The following is a 24,276-nucleotide window of genomic DNA, read 5'->3' as shown; positions in this document are numbered from 1 at the left end:
AAGCACTATGATAAAATTAAAGGAAATATGTAATGAAAAAATAGAATTTTCAGACCAATTTAAAATATTGTTATGAAGTATGCAAAAAAGGTAAGGGAGGTAGCGTCATGATACGGGAAGTTTCTCTTTCCGCAGACCAGGTAAAGGCACTGATGGATAATGCACCCATGGCTGTCTGTGTTAGTTCAGCGGATACATATAAAATACTGTACGCCAACCGGCTGGCACGAGAGATATTTATGCCCTGGGATGGTGTGGGACAAAGGTGCTGTTATCAGGTGGCGGGCTTTGATGAGCCATGCCGGTTTTGCCGGGAAGACAGAATGAACAGAGAAACACTGCTGACCCGGGAGTACTGTCATCCGGTCAATGGCAGGGTTTATCAGCTCAGCGGCAAAATGATCGAATGGAATGGAGAAGCTGCGCATATTGAGTATATACAGGACATTACAGACAGAAAAAGGGATGAGGAGCAGTCCGTTGTACTGAAAAAAGAACTTCAGGATACTTTTTGCAGCATTCCGTGCGGATTATGCGTTTACCGGTATGAAGGGGAAAAGATTTTACCTGTTTTTCACAATCCTGCCTTTTATGAAATTATGGGTTATTCGGAAGCGCATATCAGCATCATTGAGAAAAAAACTAATTATATGGGTGTCCATCCGGAGGACTGCTGCTTACTTCAGAAAAAAATACAGAATGCAATACACAGCGGAAAGAACATGGAGCACACATACCGTGTCTGGAATGACCGGGAAGAAGAGTATCACTGGATTCAGCTTGAGGCCTCTGTAAAGACCCAGCCGGATAATACAAAGCTGCTCTACGGTGTTTACAGGGATGTAAGCGAAAAGATACAGATGGAACAAGAGCTTATGGCAGCAAAGGACAAGATGCAGGATATTGTCAATGCCATACCGGGCGGTGTGGCTATTTACAGAGTATCCGGTATTTTTGAAACGATCTATTTTTCTGATGGTGTACCGGAACTGACGGGATATACGGTTGAGGAATATGAGGAGATGGTGAAGCGGGATGCTGTAAAGATGACCTACTGGGAAGACACAGAGATGGTCATCCTGAAAGTCATGGAAGTCATACGGACTCATGAGGTCTTAAAATTTGAATTCCGCAAACTGCACCGGGACGGACATATTGTCTGGGTGCGGGCTCATGTTAAATGGATCGGGGAAGACCACGGCTGTCCGCTGCTCCACTGTGTTTTCCACAATATCTCTGATCTGAAGGAAACCCAGCTTGAGATGGACCACCTGGTAAACTCCATACCGGGAGGGATTGCCAGCTATGGTATAGAGGGGGACAAGATCACACCCATCTTTGTATCTGACGGTGTTATGGCGCTGTCCGGGCACACCAGGGAGGAACTTCAGCAGTATGACGCGTTCCGTCTGATCCACAGGCAGGACAGAGAACGGGTGCTGTCGGCCATGCGGGCAGCCCTTGAAAACGGCAAGGTCCTGGATGTCTCCTATCGGATATGGCATAAGGATGGAAGCCTGAACTGGATTCATCTGAGGGGCCGCAGAATGGATACTTATGGGGAAGTGATGCGGTTCTATGCGGTTTTTACCGGGATGTCGGCAGAGGCCAGATTATTCCAGAGTATTGCAAACGATACGGCGGATGGGATTTATGTCATTGCAAAAGAGAATTACGACCTGCTCTATGCCAATGAGTCTAAGATGCTGTTTCAAGGAGGAAATAAACATCTGGGGCAGAAATGCTACAAAGCACTTCACGGAAAGGAAACACCCTGTGAGTTCTGCACCCAGCAAGAGCATAAACCGGATGGGGAAGCCCACCGGATGATGGACAGAGAGAATAACCACTGCTATAATGTCCGTTTCCGGGAGACGGACTGGAACGGCATTCCGGCCTATATCAAGTATGTGAGGGACATTACAGAGGAGGTGAAGACACAGGACGAAAAAGAAAGGCTGGAGCAGTATTTCCAGACTGTACTGAAGTATCTGCCCGGGGGAGTTGCCGTAATGAGATATGAGCAGGACGGCACAATGATACCGGAATTTTTGTCCAAGGGTTTTGCGGAAATGACGAAAACGACGCAGAAGCAGGCCTGGGAGATTTACAAAAAGGATGCCATGGCCGGCGTGCACCCGGACGACAGAGAAATTGTAAACAAACGGATGGAAGAGTATCTTGCTGTCGGTAAAGGGCACTGTGAAATGGTATACCGGCTGAAGGCAGGTGACGGCGGTTATGTGTGGGTCAAAAATACATTATCGTTGATCAAAAGTGCCAATGGGGAACAGCGCGTATATGCCGGATATCATGATATGACTAGGGAGCGGGAGGAAAAAGCGCAGATACGAAAGCAGTATAATGATCTGATACTGCAGCATTACCGCACCCCCGGACCAAACGCTCTGATCGTTGGACACTGCAGCATAACCCAGAATAAAATCCTGGAGATCATTGATTATACGGACTCTGATCTTTTGAAAACCTTTGGCGATGTAAGGGAAACGTTTTTTACCGGTATTGCCGGATTGGTGGCAGAGCCGGATATGCGGCAGGCATTTTTGGATACATATCTGAATAGACCGGCACTTCAGGCGTTTAAGAATGGGGATACAGAGCAGATACTGGAATGCTATGTGAAGCTGCCAAAAGAACAGAACGGCCGTTATGTGCAGTTTAAAGTAAACCTGGTGGAAACACCGGATACGGGCGGTGTCACCGGAATTCTGACAGTGACGGACATAACCGAGCAGACGATATCTGAACGGATCCTGCGGCAGCTCTCCGTGACCAGCTATGATTTGGTGATTGACGTAGATATTCTCAATGACACTTACACAGTCCTTACCAGTGACGGTTCTGTCGGTGATCATCCCAACTCCCGGGGCTGTTATTCCCGGAGAGTGACAGAGATGTATCATTCCAGGGTAGTGCCCAGGGATAAAGAACATGTCATAAAAATGCTCACCAGGGAATACATGATGGAACATCTCAAAAAAGAGGACAGTTATTCTTTTCACTTCTCCATTATTGACGAAAAAGGAGAAGTCCTGACAAAGAATATGACAGTTTCAGCCATTGATCTGAGGCTTGGGCGTGTGTGTCTGTCCAGAACAGATATCACAGACTCTGTACGGGAACAGCAGAGTATGCTCAATGTAGTGGCCTATACTTTTGAACTGATGGCTTTTGTGGATGCGAACGGCGGACATGTGACTATGTATACCCGCCGGACTGTGTTGGAGAATCTATCCCCTTATATTTTAGATAATTACAGGGATTTGGTTAAAAATATAACAGATTTTTACATTACCAGCCAATTGGACGGAGAAAAAGAAGAGTATTTCAATCTGGATAATATGCTGAGACACCTGGAAGAAAAGCCATCAGGTTACGATTTTGTACTCCCATACAATTCCAGGGATGGTCTGCGGTATAAGCAGATCAATGTGCTTTGGGGAGACCGAAGCCGCAGAAGGGTATGTATGGTCCGCGCGGATGTGACGGACATGCTGGCAGCAGAGCGGGAGGCAAAGGATGCCCTGCAGGATGCGCTGGCCCTGGCGGAGGATGCAAACCGGGCAAAAAGTGAATTCCTTTCCTCCATGAGCCATGATATCAGGACGCCCATGAATGCTGTGATAGGCATGACATCCCTGGCAGCCGCCAATCTGGACGACAGGGGGAGAGTGGAAGACTGTCTGCGTAAGATTTCTTCATCTTCCAAATATCTGCTCAGTCTTATCAATGATATTTTGGATATGAGCAAAATCGAGCGTTCTAAGATCATGTTGAACCGCATGCGGATATCTATGCCGGAGCTGCTGGAAGAACTGTCTGTGATGATGGAACCTCAGGTGGAGGCAAATGCCCTGGAATTTCATATGGAGTCAAAAGGGATCAGGCATGAGATTTTTTATGGGGATAAGCTTCGCATCAACCAGATATTGATCAATATTCTAAGCAATGCCATTAAATTTACGCCGGAGGGAGGCAGTGTGGATTTTCTGGCGGAAGAGACAGACGGTGACTGCGGGGAGGACCGGGTGTGCTATCGTTTTACGGTCAGCGACACAGGGATCGGTATGACGGAAACGTTTGTGGAACATATCTTTGAGGCGTTTGCCAGGAACAGCAACACCACATCCGTTGAGGGAACAGGGCTGGGACTGAGTATTACGAAGGGCCTGGTGGACCTCATGGGAGGTAAAATATGGGTTAAGAGCAGGATTCATGAAGGCAGTACATTCTATGTTGAACTCATGTGCGAGGCAGCGCGGGATAAAGAGGATACCGACTGGGACCCAGATGCTATGACCGGGGAGCTGAATGCCGGAAAAACGCTGACAGGCCGCTGTTTCCTGGTTGCAGAGGACAATGCCATCAATTCTGAGATTTTGTGCGAGCTGCTCAAGATGCAGGGTGCAAAAACGGTGGTGAAGACAGACGGTGTACAGACAGCCGAAGAATTTGTAAGGGCACAGCCCGGAACGTATGACGCGGTGCTGATGGATATCCGTATGCCGCGTATGAATGGGTATGAGGCAGCCCGTGCCATCAGAAAGATGGAGCGGGAGGACGCGAAGACCATTCCGATCATAGCAATGACGGCAAATGCTTTTGCGGAGGATGTACAGGAAGCCATGGACGCGGGTATGAATGCACATGTGGCAAAACCTATTGACGTGAATATACTGCGGGATACACTGACAGGACTGCTGTCAGGACGGGATTTAAGCGGTAAAGAAAATGATCTGGTTAGTGGATCAGGGGAGATGATAAAGTGAATTTAGAGAGATATAAAAGATGTTCTGCTATCGCCCGTGGTTTGGAAAAAGCAGATTTTGTATTGAAGAATGCCAAGATTGTCAATGTCTTTACGGAAGAGATCATAGAGGGTGATATTGCCATAGCGGACGGCCTGATTGCCGGAATCGGCACTTATAGCGGCATCCGGGAAAAAGATCTGAATGGGAAATATGTGTGTCCCGGATTCATTGACAGCCATCTGCACCTGGAATCTACGCTGGTGACACCAAAAGAGCTGATATCCCAGGCTGTTTTGCACGGAACCACTGCTTTTATCGTTGACCCTCACGAGTCAGCCAACGTAGCCGGGCTTGCGGGGATCGACTATATTTTGAGGGAGACGGAGGAAGTGTCAGCCAACGTGTATGTTATGATGCCGTCCTGCGTCCCCGCTACAGGGATTGAAGACAATGCCTGCAGGATCACCGCGGACATGATGGAACCCTATCTGCAAAATGAGCGGATCCTGGGCCTAGGGGAGGTCATGGATTATATCTCTGTGGTGGAAGGGAGCCCGCAGATGTATGAAAAGCTGCAGCTCTTTGACAAGAGGGTGCGGGACGGACATGCGCCGTTTCTTCAGGAACCGGATCTGCAGGCATATGTCATGGCGGGGATTTCCACGGACCATGAGTGTTCGGAGTTTTCCTATGCCATGAGAGAGCGGAGAAACGGAATGACCGTTCACATACGGGAGGGCAGTGCCGCCAGAAATCTGAAGGACATTGTACAGGGGATTGTGGAGAATCATGTGAGCACAGACGGCTTCTGCTTCTGTACAGATGACAAACATATCGAGGATATAAAAAGAGAAGGGCATATTGACCATAATGTGAGAAAGGCAGTTTCTCTGGGAATCACTCCTGTTCATGCCATCCGGATGGCAACCATCCAGGCCGCCAGATGCTACGGCCTGTCCCATTTAGGGGCAGTGGCGCCGGGGTACCAGGCTGACCTTCTGGTGCTGGATGACCTGGAGCAGGCAGCAGTGGGGGAAGTTTACTACAAAGGCCAAATCGTGAAACCGGAAAATGTCTGTCCGGCCCATACCTGCCCTCTGGAGCTGAAAAATACAGTACATGTGAAGGCATTTACAAGAGAGAAGCTGAAATACACCGGTTCTTTTCCATGCCACATCATTGGGATGGATGAGGGGCAGATCACCACAAAGGATATCCTTGAAGAGAATCTCTGCGGGGATGATCCCGAAGGAAATGGTCTGCTGGAGAAGATCGCAGTGGTGGAAAGGCACAAATGTACCGGAATGGTGGGTGTGGGATTTGTGAAGGGATACGGCCTGCGATGCGGAGCCGCAGCATCCAGCGTCTCCCATGACTCCCATAATATAATTGTGATCGGCGACAATGATGAAGATATGGAACTGGCTGTCAGAGAGTTGATCCGTACCCAGGGGGGTTATACCCTTGTGAAGGACCATCAGGTCTATGAGACACTGGAGCTTCCCATCATGGGTCTGATGACGGACATGGGTTTTGAAAAGGCCAACGAAAAACTGGAAAAAATGATCCGAAAGGCGCATGAGATGGGGGTGCCAAAGGGGATGGACCCGTTTATCGCCCTGTCATTCATGGCACTGCCTGTCATTCCGGAAATCAGAGTTACGCCAAGAGGGATATATTCTGTCACGGGCAATGCTTTTTATACCTGATAATACAAAAAATAAGTTGAACTGATAAAGACAATCTTTTATAATGGAGATATCTTGAAAGAGGAATGCAACTGATAGGTAAGCCTGAAAAAGGAGGTCAGAAATGAGTGAGATCAAAAGAATGAAATACCTGGCAGGAGGGCAGTGGCTGGACACAAGATCAGGAAAATACACACCTGTGTATAACCCAAGCACCGGAGAGGTGCAGGCAGAAATCCCAAGCTGTACCACTGAGGAAGTGGCATACGCCATTGAATGTGCAAAAAAGGCGTTCCCGGCCTGGCGTGATACACCTGTGATGAAGAGGGTGCAGATCCTGTACAAGTTCCGTGATCTGCTGGACCAGCACTGGGATGAGCTGACGGAGTGCTGTGCAAGAGAACACGGAAAGAACTGGAAGGAATCTGCCGGTGATATCGCAAAGGTGAAAGAACCTGTGGAACTGGCCTGCGGAACCCCTACCCTCATGATGGGAGAATCCATGATGGACACTTCCAAAGGATATGACACAGTCAGCTACCGTGAGCCTCTGGGTGTATTTGCGGGAATAGCTCCTTTTAATTTCCCGGGTATGATTCCCATGGGATGGATGACGCCTATCTGCATCGCGACCGGCAATACCATTGTTATCAAAGCCGCTTCCAAGACACCTCTGACTGCGCTGCGCTGCGCAGAGCTGTGGCAGGAAGCAGGCCTTCCGGACGGCGTGCTGAACATTGTGACCTGCACCAGGCAGGAATCTGAGCAGTTCCTGACACATCCCGATGTAAAAGGTATCTGTTTTGTGGGTACCACAGGTGTGGGGAAACACATATACGGTATTGCGGCGGCCAACGGCAAAAGGGTACAGGCACAGACAGAGGCCAAGAACCATGCCCTGGTGCTGGAAGACGCAGCTTTGGAGCGTACCGCAAGAGGTATAATCAATTCCGCTTTCGGCTGTGCGGGAGAGCGCTGTATGGCTCTGCCTGTTGTGGTTGCCCAGGAGAGTATTGCGGACAAACTGGTTGAACTGCTGGTAAAATTCGCGGGTGAATTGAAAGTGGGGCCAGCCTATGACAAGACAACGGATTTGGGTCCGGTGGTAGATGCCTCCCATAAAGCTAAAGTGGTCAAATGGATTGAAAAGGGAGTGGAAGAGGGCGCCCGGCTTGTTCTGGACGGTCGGGGCATCACAGTACCCGGCTATGAAAACGGCTTTTATCTCGGCCCAACCATTTTTGACCATGTGACAGAGGATATGGCGATTGGACAGCAGGAGATTTTTGGCCCGGTTCTGGCTGTGAAGCGCTGTAAAGATTTTGATGAGGGGATTGAAATGATGAACCGCAATCCCTTTGCCAACGGAAGCGTCATTTATACCCAGAGCGGCTATTACAGCAGAGAGTTTGCCCGCCGCACAGACGGCGGAATGGTGGGCATCAATGTGGGAATCCCGGTACCGGCAGGTATTTTCTCATTCAGCGGCCACAAGGACAGTTTCTTTGGTGACCTGCACTGCCTGGGCAAGGACGGCGTTCGTTTCTTTACGGAGATAAAAGCAGTCACCACCCACTGGTTTGATGAGGAGGAGAAAAAAGCCAAAGAAGTAGATACCTGGGAGGGTTCTGTGGGAGGCAGTATGTAATGCCCCAATAGGGACAGCAGTTACTTCGGAAAAGTCTTCCGCAGCTATACGGGATGCACTCCTACAGAGTAGCGCCGCTGATACTTGTGAAGAACAAAAACTTCATCATAATGGGGCCGGGCTGGCTGACAGCCGGGTCCCTTCCTCTTTTTCCCTTTTTTTTCTTTGCAGGACAGAATGAAGAATACTATGAATAAAGCTCCTTTGAAAGCCGGATACTATAGTTTAAAGTTTAAACGAGGTGCGGCATGAAAAATAAGGAGAAAAAACCACGCAGGCCAAACAGGGCTGAAGCGCTGTCCTGTCTTATTGTGATGATTCTTGTAATGCTGATCGGTACGGTAAAAGGATTTGATCTTTCGGTATCTCTTTTTGTTACAGCGGCTTATGTGGGGATCATAGGATTAAACTGCGGATATACTCTGCACGAGCTCTTGGAGGCAATGTATCACAAGGCCGGGGAACTGACGGACTTATTTTTTCTTTTGTGCGGGATTGGATTTCTGACGGCTTCTTTTGTATTTGCAGGTACCATACCTGCCCTGATCACTTATCTGCTGAAATTTGTGACGCCCAGTCTTTGTATTTTACTGGGTTTTTTGTTTACCGCAGTTACAGCTTTTTTCATTGGCACCAGTTTTGGCACCTGCGGAACTATCGGGGTGGCTATGATAGGGCTTGCCATTGTAATGGATGTGAATCTTCCTGCAATGGCCGGAGCGGTGGTGTCAGGATCACATGTGGGACTGTTTCTCTCACCTATGGCGGATAACTTTAATCTGGTTGCGTCAGTTACCAAATCGGATTCCCTTACGGTAATGAAACGTGCTGCTTATATTGGGATACCCACGTTTCTTGCGTGTATCCTATTCTATACCATATTAGGTTTTGCAACCGGTTCTTCACAAGGGGTTTTTGACAATGCCGTGCTTTCAGAGGGGCTGGCCTCTGTTTTTAATATCAGTCCCATCGCCCTGATTCCCATTGTGGTGGTGGTTGCAGGCAGCTTTATGAAGCTGCCTTCTGTGGTCTCTTTGTTTGGGGGCGGTATGATAGGAATCGCCATTGGTTCCCTGCTGAATGGTTTTTCTTTCTGGAAAGGGCTTGCTGCAGGCTATAGTGGTTTTGATCTGACAACCATTACCGGAATTTCCACAGATGCTGTTTTACCGGAGATTGTTACGCTGTGCAACCGGGGCGGTATGCTTTCCATGTCCTCTCTGTTTGTGATCTTGTTTGCTGCCGTGGGAGTTGCCGGCATTATGATAAAGATCAGAGTGGTTGAGGTGATCGTGGAGACTTTGTTTGGGAAGATCCGTTCTCTTTTTGGCCTTGCAGTCAGCAGTTGGTGTATCGGCTCCATAACAGGGGCGATCACAAACAGCTCTGCGATCTCCATACTCATGCCCATAGAGATGCTGGAGGATAAATACAGGGAGTTGGGATATTCGGCCCTGGATTGTGCGGTGGTATCCAACACGGCCGCAAGCCCCATGCTCAGTATCATTCCGTGGACAGACGTGGCTGTTTATATGTCCGGCGTTGTGGGCGTTTCAGCCGCAGTCTATGCACCTTACAGTATGTGGAGCTGGGGACTGGGGTTGATGGGCATACTCTGCAGTATTTTTAAAGCAGGCTACAAGAGATAACCGTAGATATTGCCGCTGGGATGTGCATTGACAAGTTGAAATGAACATGGTATCATTCAATATAGTTTTAAGGGAATGAGGTTCTCCCGTGGATGATTCCAAAAGTGCGTGTATGCTGATGACTTCTGTGTAAAAACAGGGTTATCAGCTTTTTTTGTTGGGCAGAAGCATGGATGGGCGAACATTTATTACCGGGAACAGACAGAGGAGGAAAAATATGAATCACAGAGTAAAAAGAATGTATCAGACCTACAGAGAATTATTCATTCTGGGACTGCTGGGAATCCCTATTGGATTGGTCATAGGGGGAATTGACGCGGTGTTCGGAAGAGTTCTGCTGGCGATCACTGATTTCAGGGACGGTCATCCCATGCAGCTTATCCCGTTTTTGTCTTTGGCAGGCGTCCTGATTGCCTTCTGCTATCTCAAATTCGGGGGAAAGAGCAGTAAGGGGATGAACCTTATTTTTGAAGTGGGGCATGGTGAGGAGGAAGTGATTCCGTTGAAGCTGATCCCATTTATCATTTCCGGGACATGGATCACCCATTTGTTCGGCGGAAGTGCCGGGAGGGAAGGCGTGGCAGTGCAGATTGGAGCCACATTTTCCCATTGGGTGGGCAGGAGGATCCCGCTGGAAAACAGCTCCCATATTTTTCTGGTAACAGGGATGGCAGCCGGATTCGCCGGTCTGTTTCAGACGCCTATAGCGGCGGTGTTTTTCGCAATGGAGGTTCTGGTGGCCGGTGCGCTGGAATACCAGGCGCTGTTTCCCGCTGTTACGGCTGCCTTTACGGCCAGTGCGGCGTCAAGCTTTCTGGGGCTGGAAAAATTTTCATTTGTGCTGACTACACAACTGAATCTGGATATTCCCAATATGGGAAAACTGGTGCTGCTGGGAATCCTGTTTGGGATTGTAGGAGGGGCGTTTGCCTGGACGTTAAAATATATGAAAGGAAAGCTTGCCGTGCTGTGGAGGGAGCCGGTACTCAGGATTTTTTTCATGGGGCTGATCTTGAGTGCCCTGCTGCTTATACTCTATAAAGGCAGATATGCAGGTCTTGGAACGAACTTGATCCATGCAAGCCTTTATGGTGAGAAGATTTATAGATATGACTGGATATTAAAATTCCTTCTTACTATACTCACATTGGCTGCAGGCTTCCAGGGCGGGGAGGTGACGCCCCTGTTTTCCATCGGTGCGAGCCTTGGGGTGGCAGCAGGACCATTGTTTGGCCTTCCTGTTGAATTTGCCGCGGCACTGGGGTATGCCAGTGTCTTTGGGAGCGCCACGAATACGTTCCTGGCACCGGTGCTCATTGGTACGGAGGTGTTTGGATTTGCCTATCTGCCGTATTTCTTTGTGGTATGCACGTTTTCCTATTTGTTTAATCTGAATAAATCTATTTATTCCCTCCAAAAGTTAATGGACAGGCATTGACAGGGCAGAAAAGTACAGGGCAAAAGACTGGCATTGGGGGAAGTTATATTCTGACCGTGACCAAGCAAATCCGGATCTGTTTTACAGCAGCATGAGTAAAGTGCCTGCTGTAATTTGAACAAGTCCCGCTGCTGATCTCAGGGATAGTTTCTCGTGAAATACCAGGTAGGAAAAGAAAACAGTAACCAGTATACTCAGCTTGTCTATGGGAACAACAACACTGGCAGGTCCATCCTGCAGGGCTTTATAATAACACAGCCAGGAGCCGCCGGTGGCCAGCCCTGACAGGAAAATGAAACCCAATTCTTTTTTAGGTATATGCCGTAGTTCTTTTTGTTTTCCTGTAACTGCAACCATGATCCAGGACATTACCAATACCACGCCAGTGCGGACAGCCGTTCCCAGATTGGACTCCACATGGGAGATGCCGATTTTTCCAAGGATGGCAGTCAGGCTGGCAAATACTGCGGAACCTAAGGCAAAAAACAGCCAGCGGTTGTTTTCAGGAGCTGCCTGTTTTTTGCCTTTCTTTTCAATCATCATATAGGTACCCACAGCGATCAGAACCACCCCAATTCCCTTAAACCGGGTGATCTCTTCCTGAAGCAGGACGGCTGCCATCAGGATTGTCATAATCGTGCTGGATTTATCCACAGGGACTACTTTATTGATATCGCCCAACTGTAAGGCTTTAAAGTAGCACAGCCAGCTGGCACCCGTGGCAAGGCCGGACAAGGTCAAAAATAAGATGGTTTTTAAATCTATATTTTTTATCTGGCGCTGGGAACCGGCCAGAAATACCATCAGCCACGAAAAAAGCAGTACCACAATTGTGCGCAGAGCAGTGGCAGCAGTGGAATCTGTTTTCCGGATTCCGCATTTTGCCAGTATGGAAGTGAGGCCTGCAAAAAGAGCAGACCCAAAAGCAAAGAAGACCCACATGAATTTTTCCCCCGTGTTTTTTCTTTAATGATAGCATCAGGGGACAAGGTGGTCAAGGCGTGGATTCCTCTTTATTTTTCAATTTACATATGGTCTGTGTCATTGTCCCCATAGGGCAGAACGTGCACCAGCTCCTTGGTTTATAGAGCAGCATCACAGCCAGCCCGATCAGAGTGGAGGTCAGCATAAGGCTGTAGAAACCAAAACTGAATTTTGCTGCCCAGTCTGTAACCGTACCGGCCGTATAAGTCCAGCCCCAGGGAACCTTTATAGTCCAGAACAACTGGATCACCTCTTTTAAACTGTTGGCTCCGGATGCCACCAGCCAGGTCTGGAATACCATATTGCCGAACATGGTAAGAAAGAAGAGGAGAAAGCCATAGCGGAACCATTTGGAAACCATCCATCCCGGGGTGGTTTTATTTCGTGAACATTTGAGGGAGCTGCCGAGAAGATGAAAGAGCTGGCCTCTGCCGCACATGTGATTACAGAACCATTTGTTTCCTCCGAAGACAGCGATCATGAGGGGAAGCAGAAAGTCGATCATTCCAAGCCAGGCAAATAAAATATTAAAAAATCCCAAAGCAAAATAAACGATGGACCATATCCAAAGATGATCATACCAGTGTTTTGTTCTCATTTCTGTTCACCTCGATTCCTGATCTGGATACATCCCGCCGGGCATATCTTAGCACATTTGCCGCACCCTATACATTTATCCGGGGCAGGGGCAGCATAGCATCCTTTCCATAAATGTACAGCTTCTTTTGGACAGACATTCATACATGCGCCGCAGGCGACACATTGGTTTTTGTCAACAACCGCATATTTTTTTGAGGGCATATTTGTGAACTCCTTATTTTTGATGTGACTATGATACTATAAAATGGATTTGATTTCTGTGACTAGATTACAATTACCACCACTGGTTTTAAAATGCGGACAGGAGGGGGCCTGGTATATAGATTGTACCGGTCAGGCTATTTTTACATATAATACAAAAAAAGAGAAAGTATCAATATATGATGGATGATTTGATTTTATTCCTAAAACTTTATTCTCTTTTTCCTGGGACCGGATTCCCGGAAAAAGGGTGTGATCATATAAAAAGTGCCGTGTGGTTCCGCAGCTGGTGGGAAAATGCTTTAATAGCCGGCACACCTTTGGGATATAAAAATATGGAAGGAATGGAGGGGTAAGTTATGGAATTATGTAATTATATGCAGAAGCCTAATATCAGAATGTACAGGATCGAGGCCATAGAAATACCAATAGTATATAATAAATACGGCGATCACGATCCGAATGGATTGTTATATGTGCTGCAGAAAGATGCGGGGAGGATAAAGAGAGGCGCGCTGGCGAATTTTAACAGACCGGACCCTCAGCCTTATGAGGGAGTGAAACCGCTGGTCATCCGGGCAAACCTGGGGGAAGAGATCCATATCTACTTCCGGCATTCTCTGAAAAGAGATTTGTCCATCCATGTACAGGGGCTTCGATATGATGTTCAGACCTCCGACGGAGCCAGTGTAGGGATGAATCAGGACAGCACCACAAGAAATGAGATTGTCTATACCTGGTATGCAGAGAAAGAGGGCGTCTATCTGTTCAGTGATATGGGAGATACCAGGAGCAGCGAGGAGGGGACAAATATACATGGCCTCTTTGGGGCCATGATCGTTGAGGCGCCTGAATCTGTCTGGCTGGACCCGGAGACGGGAGAAGAGCTGGAGAGCGGTCTTTTCGCAGATATTTATCATCCTGCCAAGCCATCCTTCCGTGAATATGCTGTGTTTTTCCATGATGAGCTGGAAATAAAAAATAAAGAGGGAAATACCCCAACAGATCCGCACACAGGGCTTCCGTCGGCAACGACTGGAATCAGTTACCGTTCGGAACCTATGAGAAACAGACTTCCCCTGACAGAAAACCATGCGGACACGGCAGAAGATATCTCCATGAGCTCCTGGGCATACGGAGACCCGGCACCGCCGATCCTGAAAGCATATGTGGGAGATCCGGCTAAAATCCGGCTGGTTCACGGAGGCGTGAAAGAAACCCATGTATTCCATCTCCATAATCATCAGTGGAGGCTGGAAAATGATAATCCTAATTCTACGATTTTAGATTCTGTTTCTATAAGCCCCCAGGAATGCTATACGCTGGATATTCTGCACGGGGCGGGAAGCCTGAATGGGATGGTGGGGGATGCTATTTTCCACTGCCATCTATATCCTCATTTCCATGAAGGAATGTGGACACTCTGGAGGATTTATGACCGTCTGCAGGATGGAAGCGGAAAACTTCCGGACGGAATGCCCATACCCAGACTGATACCCCTGAAAGACAGGAAACAGCCGCCGCTAAAAGACCGGGAACATCCGGGATATCCCAATTTTATCAACGGACAGTTTGGAATGCGCCCCCTGCAGCCGCCGCTGGGCATCCTGGATGCTGACGGAAATAATAAGATAGTGCCTACGCCTTTGGAAGCAGATAACTTTGTAGATGCATTTGAACCGGGCGCACTCTATACAGACACCTGCCCCTGCCATACCGATTGCGGATGTGAGTGGGGGGAGGCGGAGGAAGGGAAGGTCAAAGTATTTGAGATAGCGGCCGTACAGGCAAAAGTAGTTTATAACAAATACGGATGGCATGATCCTCAGGGGCGTTTCTTTGTCCTGAAAGAGGAGCTGGAAAGACACGGAGGGCTGGAAGCGTATATCCAGAAGGTGGAAGCTCAGGAAATACAGGTGGAACCGCTGGTGATCCGCGCAAATGACGGTGACTGTATTGAAGTTCGCTTTACAAACCTTCTTCCGGAATATATAGAAGCAAGCCCGTTTCAGATGGAGACACTGACTGACATTGTGGGATATCACATCCATCTGGTGAAATTCGATACAATTGTATCGGACGGAGCAGCCAATGGCTGGAATAATATTGCCGGAGCCAGAAGATACGAGACTCTTGTGGAACGGTTCTTTGCAAATGCGGAATTGAGAACTGTATTTTTCCATGACCATCTGTTTGCAAATACACATCAGCAGCATGGGATGTTCGGAGCATTGGTGATAGAGGAAGCGGGAGCTACATTTCATGATGTGGAAACAGGAGAAGCGCTGAAATTTGGGACCAAAGCTGTTATCCGCAGGCGTGATGGAACCTCTTTCCGGGAATTTGCCTTGTTTCTGCATGATTTTGCCCTGTTATTTGACGGAAACGGAAAACCCCTGAATCCGCCGGAGGTTCCCGGCTCCCACCATGATCCCGGCGTCATGGGGATTAATTACCGGTGTGAACCAATGAGGGAAAGGCTCAGCGATACGGCAGACCCGGCTTATATTTTCAGTTCTATTGTTCATGGAGATCCAGCTACCCCTCTGCTGGAGACATATCCGGGAGATGAGCTGATGATCAGGCTGCTTGACGGGGCTCATGAGGAGCAGCATGTTTTAAACGTCACGGGAATGTACTGGAGAAAAGAAATAGCGGATATCCATTCGCCGCTGGCTGCGTCTCAGTCTATCGGAATATCTGAGGCATTTAACCTTCAGATCCGGAAAAATTATAACTGCGGTGATTATCTCTATTATTCAGGCGGGATTGACGACGCCTGGCTGGGGCTGTGGGGGATCATCCGTGTGTACGATAAAAAGCAGGCACATTTGAAGCCGCTGTGTAAAAATGAATTGGGTATCCTGCCGCTTCCCATGTGTCCCGGCAGAGATTCTGTGGTGCGGAAATATGAAATTGCTGCCATAAAGACGGATATTTTATATAACAAATACGGGGATCATGACCCGGACGGTTTGATTTTCGTTCCGGCGGATGAGGTGGAGCAGGTGCTCTGCGGTAAATATCAGCCTAAGCCATTGATACTCCGGGCAAATGCGGGGGACTGGATTGAAGTCACCCTCCATAACATGATGGGGCCGGATATTCCGTATTTTGACTATCCCCGTGTCCCGCTGGATAAGAAGCATCGCCCTTCCAACAGGGTGTCCTTAAACCCCCAATTTCTTCAGTATGATCCGATCTGTGATTCGGGCATCAATGTGGGATACAACAATCGGGAGCAGACAGTAGGGCCAGGGGAGAGCAAGAAATATCTCTGGCATGCAGATCAGGAATACGGCTCCTGTATCATACAGTCTTTTGGTGATCTGCGGAATCACAGATATCACGGATTATTCGGCGCAATTATCATTGAGCCGCCTGCTTCCAGGTGGTATCAGAATTTTATGCTGAAAAGCGGAGTATATCAGGAACAGGCAGTCATCACAGCGCCCGGGACAGAGACTTTCCGGGAGTTTGTTGTCTTTATCCAGAATGGAATCCGCCTGGAGGATGCAGAGGGCAATGTGATCCGGACGGCGCAGGGGGATGACACGGACCCGGTGGAGGCGGAGGACACAGGCGAAAAAGGATATAATTACCGCTCCGAGCGTTTTGCCAACCGGCTTCGCAGAGACAGCCGGATCGCGAAAGTATTCAGCAGTAAAGTGCATGGAGATCCCGCCACGCCTGTTTTTAAAGCATATACCGGAGACCGTGTTATTTTCCGGACCATGATGCCGGCGGATAAACCGCGTAATGTAGGGTTTGCGGTCCATGGGCATATGTGGAAGGAACAGCCGGATGACTTCCATTCCAGAGTGATCCCCATTCAGGGCGCGATCAGTGTGGGAAACAAATTTGAGATGGAACTTGAAAAGGGCGCATCATGTCCCGGTGATTATCTCTATCGGTCCGGAAGCCTGAAGTGGGATGTGGAATCAGGAATGTGGGGAATATTCAGAGTCCTCAGACAGGGAATCGGGTGTAAATGTAAAAACACATGCAGAAAAGCATTACAGTGTTTCGGCAGAAAATATTAAGTGGCAGGAGACAGGGATGATCGGGAAGCTGATAGTGCTGGGTGAGTGATGCCCGTTAAGCCAGGATAAATGATGCTGGTAAGATCAGCGGAAAGTATATTTGGATTACCAGGCAGAGCCATGGATTCGACAGGCTTTGCCTGGTGATGTTCACATTTGCCATCCGGATTTTCTATGTTGATCATGAATAACAAAAGTCTGACAGGTTCAGTCCTTTTGGGGTTTCCATATGCTTCATGGTTATGGAATAGATTTCCGCAAGATTGCCGGATCTCATAGCATTCAGGATCGCGCTGTGTTCTTCAATGGTTTCCTGCATACGTCCCGGATGTCCCAGAGAGAGGACAGCCAGGCGCTTTATCTGAAAAAGATAACTGCCAAAAAGCTCATGAAAAGTCCGGTTGTTAAGACTTGAAACGATTTCTATATGAAACTGGTTATCATATTCCACAAAAGCGGAAATATCCTGGGTGGTTTCAAGGATCTTTCTTTGTTTTTCCATAATATAGTCCAGTTTCCGAAAAAGTTTTTGGGACCAGTCTTCTTTATGATCCTTTGCTATTTGTACGGTACAGTATCCTTCGATCGCGGACCGGATCTGAAAGGTCTCGATGATGTCCTGTTTGGTCATCTGATGGATACAAAAGCCTTTGCTTGGGATGATGTCAATATAACGTTCCTGGGCAAGGCGGTGTAATGCATCCCTCATGGGAGTACGGGAAACTCCGATTTCCTTTGAGATCTTTGTCTCTGAATAAATTGTATCATACACAAAGGCATCCTTTAAGATCAAATCTTTGATATAATCATATGCTTTAGTCTGAAGCGGTTTCTGCGTCATGTTCCATGCCTCCTGAAGGAATACTATTTTATTTATTCTATAGCATACCGGGATACCGGTCAATATAAAACAGAAAAGATAATTGGACAGATTCTACAAAAATGATGGATATAAATTGTAAAATACAGAGAAGATACATAAATGCATTGACCAACACACCGGTATACCGGTATACTGATGATAATAAAATAATTTTCGGATAAGGAGAAAGTGAATGAAAAGAGCAGGATTTATCGGGCTGGGAATTATGGGAAAACCAATGGCAGAGAATCTGTTAAAAGCAGATATAAAAGTCATGGTGAATGATTTAAATCAGGATGCAGTCAAAGAATTGGTAAATGCAGGTGCGCAAGAGGGGACACCCGGTGAAATCGGAAGTTCATGTGAAGTGGTATTCACAATCCTCCCAAACGGCACGATCGTCCGGAATGTGCTGTTTGGGGAGAAGGGTGTGGCAAAATCTATGAAGAGAGGCGGCATTCTATGTGATATGAGTTCTGTGACCCCGGAGGATTCAAAGATATGCTACGAAAAATGCAGAGAGTACGGTATCAGGTTCGTGGATGCACCTGTTTCAGGGGGAGAGCCGGGGGCGGTCAATGGGACACTGGCTTTTATGGCAGGCGGTGACCAGCCGGTGTTTGAAGCCCTTAAGCCTTATTTTGAAGTTATGGGCAGCTCGGCTCTGCTTGTAGGCGGACCGGGCAGCGGAAGTGTGACCAAGCTGGCAAACCAGATCATAGTCAATAATACCATAGCAGCGGTTTCGGAGGCATTTGTCCTGGCTGCAAAGGCCGGGGCAGACCCGGTAAAAGTATACGAGGCTATCCGGGGAGGCCTGGCAGGAAGTGCTGTGCTGGATGCAAAAATCCCCATGATCGTGGAGCGGAATTTTGTGCCGGGGGGAAAGATTTCCATCAATCACAAAGATATAAAAAATGTGGTGGAAGCTGCCCACTCCCTGGACGTACCAATTCCATACACAGCGCAGCTGTTTGAGATCATGCAGGCGCTGAAAGTGGGAGGGCACCTGGAGGAGGACCATTGCAGTATTGTGAAATATTTTGAAAATCTGGCAGGTATCACTGTGGAAAAGATAAAATAGGAGATAAATATGGAAAACATACTTAGCGCGGAGGTATTGTTATCATATCCGGAGGCGGATATGGCAAAGGCGAGACAGCTCCTTCAGATGGAAATCAGCAGGAGCGGTAAAAAAATCGTTGTGCTGGATGATGACCCTACAGGAGTACAGACGGTTCATGATGTATCTGTGTATACAGACTGGACAGAACAGAGTATTCGTCGGGGATTTGAGGAAGAGAACCATTTGTTTTACATACTGACAAATTCCAGAGGACTCACTGCAGAACAGACAGCAAAAGTACATAGAGAAATTGCCGCAGCGGTTACAAAAGTGTCTGAGGAGACAGGAAAAGAGTATCTCATCATGAGCCGGAGTGATTCTACCCTCAGAGGGCACTATCCTTTGGAAACCCGGATCCTAAAGGAGGAAATAGAGGCTTTGGCAGATATCTGCATAGACGGTGAGATTATCTGTCCGTTTTTCAAAGAGGGCGGCCGTTATACCCTTCATAATACGCATTTTGTAAAATACGGAGAGGAGCTGATTCCGGCAGCACAGACAGAGTTTGCAAAGGACAAGACATTCGGATACAACCATTCAGACATCTGTGAATATGTGGAAGAGAAAACAGATGGTGTATATAAAGCAAAAGAGGTGATCTGCATCAGCCTGGAAGATTTGCGGAACATGAATTTAGATAAGATTACCGCACAATTGTGCACAGTGAAAAATTTCCAAAAGGTAGTGGTCAATGCCATTGACAATTGTGATGTGAAAATCATGAGTATTGCTGTTTACCGGGCATTGTCAGCAGGAAAAAACTTTATATTCCGTACAGCGGCAGCCCTGGTAAAAGAAATGGGAGGGGTATCTTCCCAGCCGCTTTTGACCAGGGAAAAAATGATCATAAAAGATACCGATAATGGGGGCGTGGTCATAATAGGCTCTCATACCAGGAAAACCACACAGCAGTTGGAAGAACTTAAAAAAGCGGAGGGAATCATAAGCATGGAGTTTAATTCAGACTTGGTGCTGGATGAGGAGGCACTTTGCGCTGAAACCGGGAGGATAACCAGAAAAATAGAACAGGTGATCACTGCCGGGAAAACAGCGGTGGTGTATACAAAAAGACAGCTTTTGGTTGTGGAGGATGATACAAAGGAGGAAGCTCTGCTGCGTTCCGTAAAAATTTCAGACGCGGTCCAGTCTCTTGTGGGGAATTTAAGGGCAGTTCCCAGCTTTGTCATAGCAAAGGGCGGAATCACGTCAAGTGATGTGGGGACAAAGGCACTGAAGGTAAAACGTGCAGCGGTTATGGGACAGATCCGTCCTGGGATCCCGGTGTGGCAGACCGGAGAGGAGAGTAAATTTCCGCTAACCCCGTATGTGATTTTCCCGGGAAATGTAGGGGATGTGAATACTTTGCGGGAGGCGGTGGAAATCCTCATGAAGCGGAAGTGAGCATCCGCGTAATTGACACTTTAAATGTATATAGGAAGTTGATGAAAAAAGGATGGTCATACTGTCCTTTTTTTATATGGAAAACGATGTCATCGTGAACAAACGACTCCAGAATAAACAAAAATCTGTGGGTATATTTGTGTATTATGTCAAAAAAATAAATTGAAACAGAAAAAAGTTGCATATTTTAACTAAAGGTGGTATCTTGATATTATCACTAATCATATTACAAATAATAATACAGGTAATATCAGGAGGAAAAAATGGATAAAAGGACAAGAGTATTGAATGCAATGAACAAAAAGGAGGTAGACCACGTACCGGTAGGATTTTGGTTCCACTTTGACGGAGAGGAAGCCGTTGGTGACGGGTGCGTGAAAGCGCACCTGGATTATTACCGTGAGACAGATTTGGATTTTGTGAAAATCATGTGTGACAATTTTTTTCCGTATCCAGTGCCGGAGAAATTAGAAACCACAAAAGACTGGTATCAGATGAAACCATTGGAGGCAGGTCATCCCTTTATAAAAGATCAGGTAGAGAGGGCAAAGAAGATTGTAGATAATATCGGGGCAGAGCGATGTGTGTTTTACAATGTCTTTGCACCTTTTTCCTCCATCCGTTTCGGCGCGGGGGATGAGTTGGTAATGGAACACCTGAAAGAAGAGCCCAATGCAGTCATGTTTGCTCTTGATGTAATCGCCCAGACCAATGCGCTGCTGGCACAGCTCTTGATTACAGAGGCAGGCTGTGATGGAATCTATTACTGCGTACAGGGCGGAGAATTTGACAGATTTACGCCGGAGGAATATAAAAAATTAATCACTCCCAGTGATTTATATGTGATGGAGCATGCCAACAGATATTCCTCCAACAATATCATACATATGTGTGGATGGGCTGGTCAGCCGAACCAGCTGGATATCTGGAAAGATTACCCTGCAAAGGTGATTAACTGGGCTGTATTTGTGGAGGACCTTCCTTTGGATGATGGGCGGTATTGCTTCCAGGGAAGAACATCTCTGGGCGGTTTCGAGACACACTGGGATGAACATGGACAAAGAGGTATCCTGTACAACGGAACAAAAGAAGAGCTTCAGGAATATACCAGAAATCTGATCCTGGAACATGGCAAAAAGGGGTTAATTCTGGGTGGAGACTGTACTGTGGATTCTAAAATAGATAGGGAACGGATTAAATGGATCGTGGAGGCAGCAAGGAGTATTTAACATCCATAAGACGGCTGCTGTTTCCATACCGGGCGGCGTAAGGGTCTTGCAGGAGAAAGAGAGGTTTTGTAAATGTGGTCTTATGATAAGAATGAGAAAAAGAATTATGGTGATATTGGACCTATCATGTCGGATCTGGTAAAGATTCCCACTGTACACGGTATGCCGGAATTATATGAGATAGAGTGTTATAAAAACTGCCTGAAGAAGCAGTTCAAATCTCTGTTTGAACAGGCGTCTCTTTTTCCTATGGGACAGGCCCTGATATTAAAGCTGGAAGGCGGAAACCCAAATTTAAAGCCTATTATGTTTGACGGGCATATGGATGTGGTGCCCGCGGATGAAAAAGAATGGCTGCATGGTCCTTTTAACGGCGAGATCATAGACAATGAAGTATGGGGAAGAGGAACACAGGATATGAAAGGACCGCAGTGTGCATTACTGGCCGCGTTAAATTACTTGTGCCAGGAAGGGTGGAAACCAGGGCCTGATATTTATCTTTATCTTTCCTGTGATGAAGAAACCGGAGGAGAGACTGCAAAAGAGGCGGCAGCATATTTTAAAGAGCATATGATACAGTTTCAGGTGATTTACGATGAAGGCGGGACAATCTGCGAAAATTTTATGGGACTTATAGATGGGAAGGCAGCTATGGTTGCGGTGGGAGAGAAAGGGTCTTTGGTATACCGGTTTACGGCAAAGGGCAGCGGGGGTCATGGGGCTAATCCCCGGCCGGGTACGGCAATTGCCAGAATAGCAGCATTTATATGTGATGTGGAAGATCATTCCCTTTTCAGGAAAGATATGACACCCGGAGTACGTTCCATGCTGCGGGAAATGCACAATATCTGCAGTGACGAAGGGAAAAAAGAAAAACTGCTGCAGGCTTCTGAGGCGTTAGAAGACTTTACCGTATTATATGAACTGACAGAGGAAGCAGGAAGCCTGCTGGGAGCCACCATTGCATTTACACAGATCCATGGCGGGACAGCCTTTAATGTAATTCCTGGAGAGGCTGAATTGACTGCAAATGTAAGAGTCAACATGGTTCAAGGCAAGGATGAAGTGACAAAAATCCTCCGGGGAAAGGCAGCACAGTATGATATAGAGTGCGAATTGGTATCAGGAATAGATGCCGCCCGGGAAACAGCGGCGGATTCTGCCATCTACCGAAATCTGAAGCACTGTATTGAGACAGTATTTCCGGGAGTGCCGGTCATTCCATTTGTGCTGGCTGGCGGTACAGATTCCAGGCATTTTCAGGATGTGACAGATGAAACCATACGTTTTTCCCCTCTTTATGCATCATTAAGGCAGAGCAGAGGCGTACACAGTGTAAATGAAAGTGTGTTTATTGAGGCGCTGCAGGAGGCAGCGGCATTTTATCAGTATTTTCTTTCATTATATTATAGCTGAATACAATGTAACAGGAAACAGGAGGAAAAGATGGAACCTTTTAATTTTGAATGCGGTACAAAGCTGGTATTTGGACCAGATGCAGAGGAACAGACAGGCATTGAATTAAAAAAAATGGGAGCCAGTAAAGTATTGCTTGTATACGGCGGCAGATCGATCAAAAAGAGTGGGCTGTACGAAAAAGTCCTGAAAGCGCTGTACACGGCACAGCTTGAAGTGAGGGAACTGCCGGGTGTCGTGCCGAACCCAAGAGTTTCTCTGGTAAGGGATGGAATTGAATTATGTAGGAAAGAATCTGTGGATTTTTTACTTGCCGTGGGGGGAGGCAGTGTGATTGATACCTGTAAAGCCATTTCCTTTGGTGCTTATTATGATGGTGATGTGTGGGAGTTGATAAGCGGTAAAGTAAAACCGGGCACCAGAAGGATTCCTGTGGCGGATATTCTGACGCTTCCGGCAGCAGGCAGTGAGGAGAGTGACAGTTGTGTGATTTCAGATGAAACCCTGCAGATCAAAACAGGATTTGGCTCACCTTTGATGAGACCGGTCCTGTCTCTCCTGAATCCGAAGCTTACTCTGACACTGCCTATGTATCAGACAGCCTGCGGCTGTATAGATATGCTGGCGCATGCTATGGAACGATATTTCTCGCCCACTGCAAATGTTGAGATGACAGATCGTATGGCAGAGGGGATCATGACGACTATTGTACATAATTTCGCCAGGTTAATTGAGAATCCCCAGGATTTGGATGCAAGGTCTGAAATCATGCTCTGCGGCACATTTGCGCAGAATGATATGACTGGCATGGGCAGGGTACAGGACTGGTTTAACCATGGGCTGGAACACCAGATCAGCGGATTTTACGATATTGCCCATGGTGCAGGATTGGCAGTTTCTTTCCCTGCATGGATGGAGTTTTTGGCAGATAAGGAGAAGTGTGTCATGAAGCTGGCACAATTTGCAGTCCGGGTGTTGGGGGCGGATATGAACTTTGAAAATCCAATGGAGACAGCACTTGAAGGTGTGATCCGCTTAAAAAATCTTCTGAGAAAATCGGGGCTTCCATTGTCACTGTCCGAAGCGGGAATAGGAAACGAAAGATTTGAAGAGATAGCGGATAATATGACTTTAAACGGAACGCAGAAATGTGGGGCATTTTATCCTATGGCAAAGAAGGATATCCTGGCATTACTGGAGAGGATGGCCTGACAGGAGA

Annotated in this window: 15 protein-coding genes and 1 riboswitch; of the genes, 11 read left to right on the top strand and 4 right to left on the bottom strand. The window is 47.3% G+C overall.

Features of this window, described 5'->3' with window-relative positions; all coding sequences use genetic code 11:
• The first annotated feature begins 107 nt into the window (after positions 1-107).
• The 5 genes from A4V09_RS12275 to A4V09_RS12255 all read left to right on the top strand — a co-directional run bounded on the left by A4V09_RS12275 (position 108) and on the right by A4V09_RS12255 (position 11,195).
• Entirely contained in the window at positions 108-4,790 is a 4,683-nt protein-coding gene (locus tag A4V09_RS12275) for a hybrid sensor histidine kinase/response regulator (protein WP_084043570.1), read from the top strand.
• The gene (ade, locus tag A4V09_RS12270; protein ID WP_065542608.1) at positions 4,787-6,481 is read left to right on the top strand and encodes an adenine deaminase; all 1,695 of its coding nucleotides are present in this window, start codon (positions 4,787-4,789) and stop codon (positions 6,479-6,481) included. Before A4V09_RS12275 ends, ade begins: the two co-directional genes overlap by 4 nt.
• 103 nt (positions 6,482-6,584) lie before the next feature.
• Positions 6,585-8,108 (top strand): CoA-acylating methylmalonate-semialdehyde dehydrogenase, encoded by a 1,524-nt coding sequence (locus tag A4V09_RS12265; protein ID WP_065542607.1) that lies wholly within the window; start codon positions 6,585-6,587, stop codon positions 8,106-8,108.
• Positions 8,109-8,356: 248 nt separating this feature from the next.
• Positions 8,357-9,757 carry a Na+/H+ antiporter NhaC family protein gene (locus A4V09_RS12260; protein WP_065542606.1) on the top strand — a complete coding sequence of 467 codons (1,401 nt, stop codon included), beginning with the start codon at positions 8,357-8,359 and terminating at the stop codon, positions 9,755-9,757.
• Positions 9,758-9,819: 62 nt separating this feature from the next.
• A riboswitch (Fluoride riboswitch) is annotated at positions 9,820-9,892 on the top strand.
• Positions 9,893-9,974: 82 nt separating this feature from the next.
• Positions 9,975-11,195, top strand: a complete 1,221-nt coding sequence (locus A4V09_RS12255; RefSeq protein ID WP_065542605.1) for a chloride channel protein — start codon at positions 9,975-9,977, stop codon at positions 11,193-11,195.
• Positions 11,196-11,276: 81 nt separating this feature from the next.
• Here the strand turns inward: A4V09_RS12255 and A4V09_RS12250 are convergent, their stop codons facing one another.
• The 3 genes from A4V09_RS12250 to A4V09_RS12240 are packed head-to-tail and all read right to left on the bottom strand — an operon-like array spanning position 11,277 to position 12,980.
• Entirely contained in the window at positions 11,277-12,137 is an 861-nt protein-coding gene (locus tag A4V09_RS12250; RefSeq protein ID WP_065542604.1) for an EamA family transporter, read from the bottom strand.
• A 52-nt stretch (positions 12,138-12,189) separates the two neighbouring features.
• Positions 12,190-12,777, bottom strand: coding sequence for a 4Fe-4S binding protein (locus A4V09_RS12245; RefSeq protein ID WP_065542603.1), 588 nt, complete (start codon positions 12,775-12,777; stop codon positions 12,190-12,192).
• Positions 12,774-12,980 carry an ATP-binding protein gene (locus A4V09_RS12240; protein ID WP_065542602.1) on the bottom strand — a complete coding sequence of 69 codons (207 nt, stop codon included), beginning with the start codon at positions 12,978-12,980 and terminating at the stop codon, positions 12,774-12,776. Before A4V09_RS12240 ends, A4V09_RS12245 begins: the two co-directional genes overlap by 4 nt.
• A 359-nt stretch (positions 12,981-13,339) precedes the next feature.
• Between A4V09_RS12240 and A4V09_RS12235 the strand changes: the two genes are divergently transcribed.
• The gene (locus tag A4V09_RS12235) at positions 13,340-17,023 is read left to right on the top strand and encodes a multicopper oxidase domain-containing protein (protein ID WP_065542601.1); all 3,684 of its coding nucleotides are present in this window, start codon (positions 13,340-13,342) and stop codon (positions 17,021-17,023) included.
• Between the two features lie 181 nt (positions 17,024-17,204).
• Here A4V09_RS12235 and A4V09_RS12230 read toward each other — a convergent pair whose 3' ends face one another.
• Complete coding sequence (locus A4V09_RS12230; protein WP_065542600.1) at positions 17,205-17,864, bottom strand: GntR family transcriptional regulator; 660 nt, start codon at positions 17,862-17,864, stop codon at positions 17,205-17,207.
• A gap of 214 nt (positions 17,865-18,078) precedes the next feature.
• On the opposite strand from A4V09_RS12230, the gene garR reads away from it, so the two are divergent.
• The 5 genes from garR to A4V09_RS12205 all read left to right on the top strand — a co-directional run bounded on the left by garR (position 18,079) and on the right by A4V09_RS12205 (position 24,269).
• On the top strand, positions 18,079-18,969 hold the full coding sequence (gene garR / locus A4V09_RS12225) for a 2-hydroxy-3-oxopropionate reductase (protein WP_065542599.1): 891 nt from the start codon (positions 18,079-18,081) through the stop codon (positions 18,967-18,969).
• A 9-nt stretch (positions 18,970-18,978) separates the two neighbouring features.
• Positions 18,979-20,412 (top strand): four-carbon acid sugar kinase family protein, encoded by a 1,434-nt coding sequence (locus A4V09_RS12220; protein WP_065542598.1) that lies wholly within the window; start codon positions 18,979-18,981, stop codon positions 20,410-20,412.
• A gap of 263 nt (positions 20,413-20,675) precedes the next feature.
• On the top strand, positions 20,676-21,641 hold the full coding sequence (locus A4V09_RS12215; protein ID WP_065542597.1) for a uroporphyrinogen decarboxylase family protein: 966 nt from the start codon (positions 20,676-20,678) through the stop codon (positions 21,639-21,641).
• 72 nt (positions 21,642-21,713) lie between these two features.
• Positions 21,714-23,057 (top strand): M20/M25/M40 family metallo-hydrolase, encoded by a 1,344-nt coding sequence (locus A4V09_RS12210; RefSeq protein ID WP_065542596.1) that lies wholly within the window; start codon positions 21,714-21,716, stop codon positions 23,055-23,057.
• A gap of 30 nt (positions 23,058-23,087) precedes the next feature.
• Positions 23,088-24,269, top strand: a complete 1,182-nt coding sequence (locus A4V09_RS12205; protein WP_065542595.1) for an iron-containing alcohol dehydrogenase — start codon at positions 23,088-23,090, stop codon at positions 24,267-24,269.
• Positions 24,270-24,276 lie beyond the last annotated feature (7 nt).

The organism is Blautia pseudococcoides (assembly GCF_001689125.2).
GTDB lineage: Bacteria > Bacillota > Clostridia > Lachnospirales > Lachnospiraceae > Blautia > Blautia pseudococcoides.
The sequence above is the reverse complement of the archived record's forward strand: the minus strand, read 5'-3'. Positions and strand labels throughout refer to the sequence as shown.

Excerpts from the sequence above, each read along its gene's own strand:
- A4V09_RS12275 (WP_084043570.1), top strand. The coding sequence starts at position 108 with ATGATACGGGAAGTTTCTCTTTCCGCAGACCAGGTAAAGGCACTGATG.
- A4V09_RS12215 (WP_065542597.1), top strand. The coding sequence starts at position 20,676 with ATGGATAAAAGGACAAGAGTATTGAATGCAATGAACAAAAAGGAGGTA.
- A4V09_RS12250 (WP_065542604.1), bottom strand. The coding sequence starts at position 12,137 with ATGTGGGTCTTCTTTGCTTTTGGGTCTGCTCTTTTTGCAGGCCTCACT.
- A4V09_RS12260 (WP_065542606.1), top strand. The coding sequence starts at position 8,357 with ATGAAAAATAAGGAGAAAAAACCACGCAGGCCAAACAGGGCTGAAGCG.
- A4V09_RS12210 (WP_065542596.1), top strand. The coding sequence starts at position 21,714 with ATGTGGTCTTATGATAAGAATGAGAAAAAGAATTATGGTGATATTGGA.
- A4V09_RS12220 (WP_065542598.1), top strand. The coding sequence starts at position 18,979 with ATGGAAAACATACTTAGCGCGGAGGTATTGTTATCATATCCGGAGGCG.
- garR (WP_065542599.1), top strand. The coding sequence starts at position 18,079 with ATGAAAAGAGCAGGATTTATCGGGCTGGGAATTATGGGAAAACCAATG.
- A4V09_RS12240 (WP_065542602.1), bottom strand. The coding sequence starts at position 12,980 with ATGCCCTCAAAAAAATATGCGGTTGTTGACAAAAACCAATGTGTCGCC.
- A4V09_RS12235 (WP_065542601.1), top strand. The coding sequence starts at position 13,340 with ATGGAATTATGTAATTATATGCAGAAGCCTAATATCAGAATGTACAGG.
- A4V09_RS12245 (WP_065542603.1), bottom strand. The coding sequence starts at position 12,777 with ATGAGAACAAAACACTGGTATGATCATCTTTGGATATGGTCCATCGTT.
- A4V09_RS12205 (WP_065542595.1), top strand. The coding sequence starts at position 23,088 with ATGGAACCTTTTAATTTTGAATGCGGTACAAAGCTGGTATTTGGACCA.
- A4V09_RS12255 (WP_065542605.1), top strand. The coding sequence starts at position 9,975 with ATGAATCACAGAGTAAAAAGAATGTATCAGACCTACAGAGAATTATTC.
- A4V09_RS12265 (WP_065542607.1), top strand. The coding sequence starts at position 6,585 with ATGAGTGAGATCAAAAGAATGAAATACCTGGCAGGAGGGCAGTGGCTG.
- A4V09_RS12230 (WP_065542600.1), bottom strand. The coding sequence starts at position 17,864 with ATGACGCAGAAACCGCTTCAGACTAAAGCATATGATTATATCAAAGAT.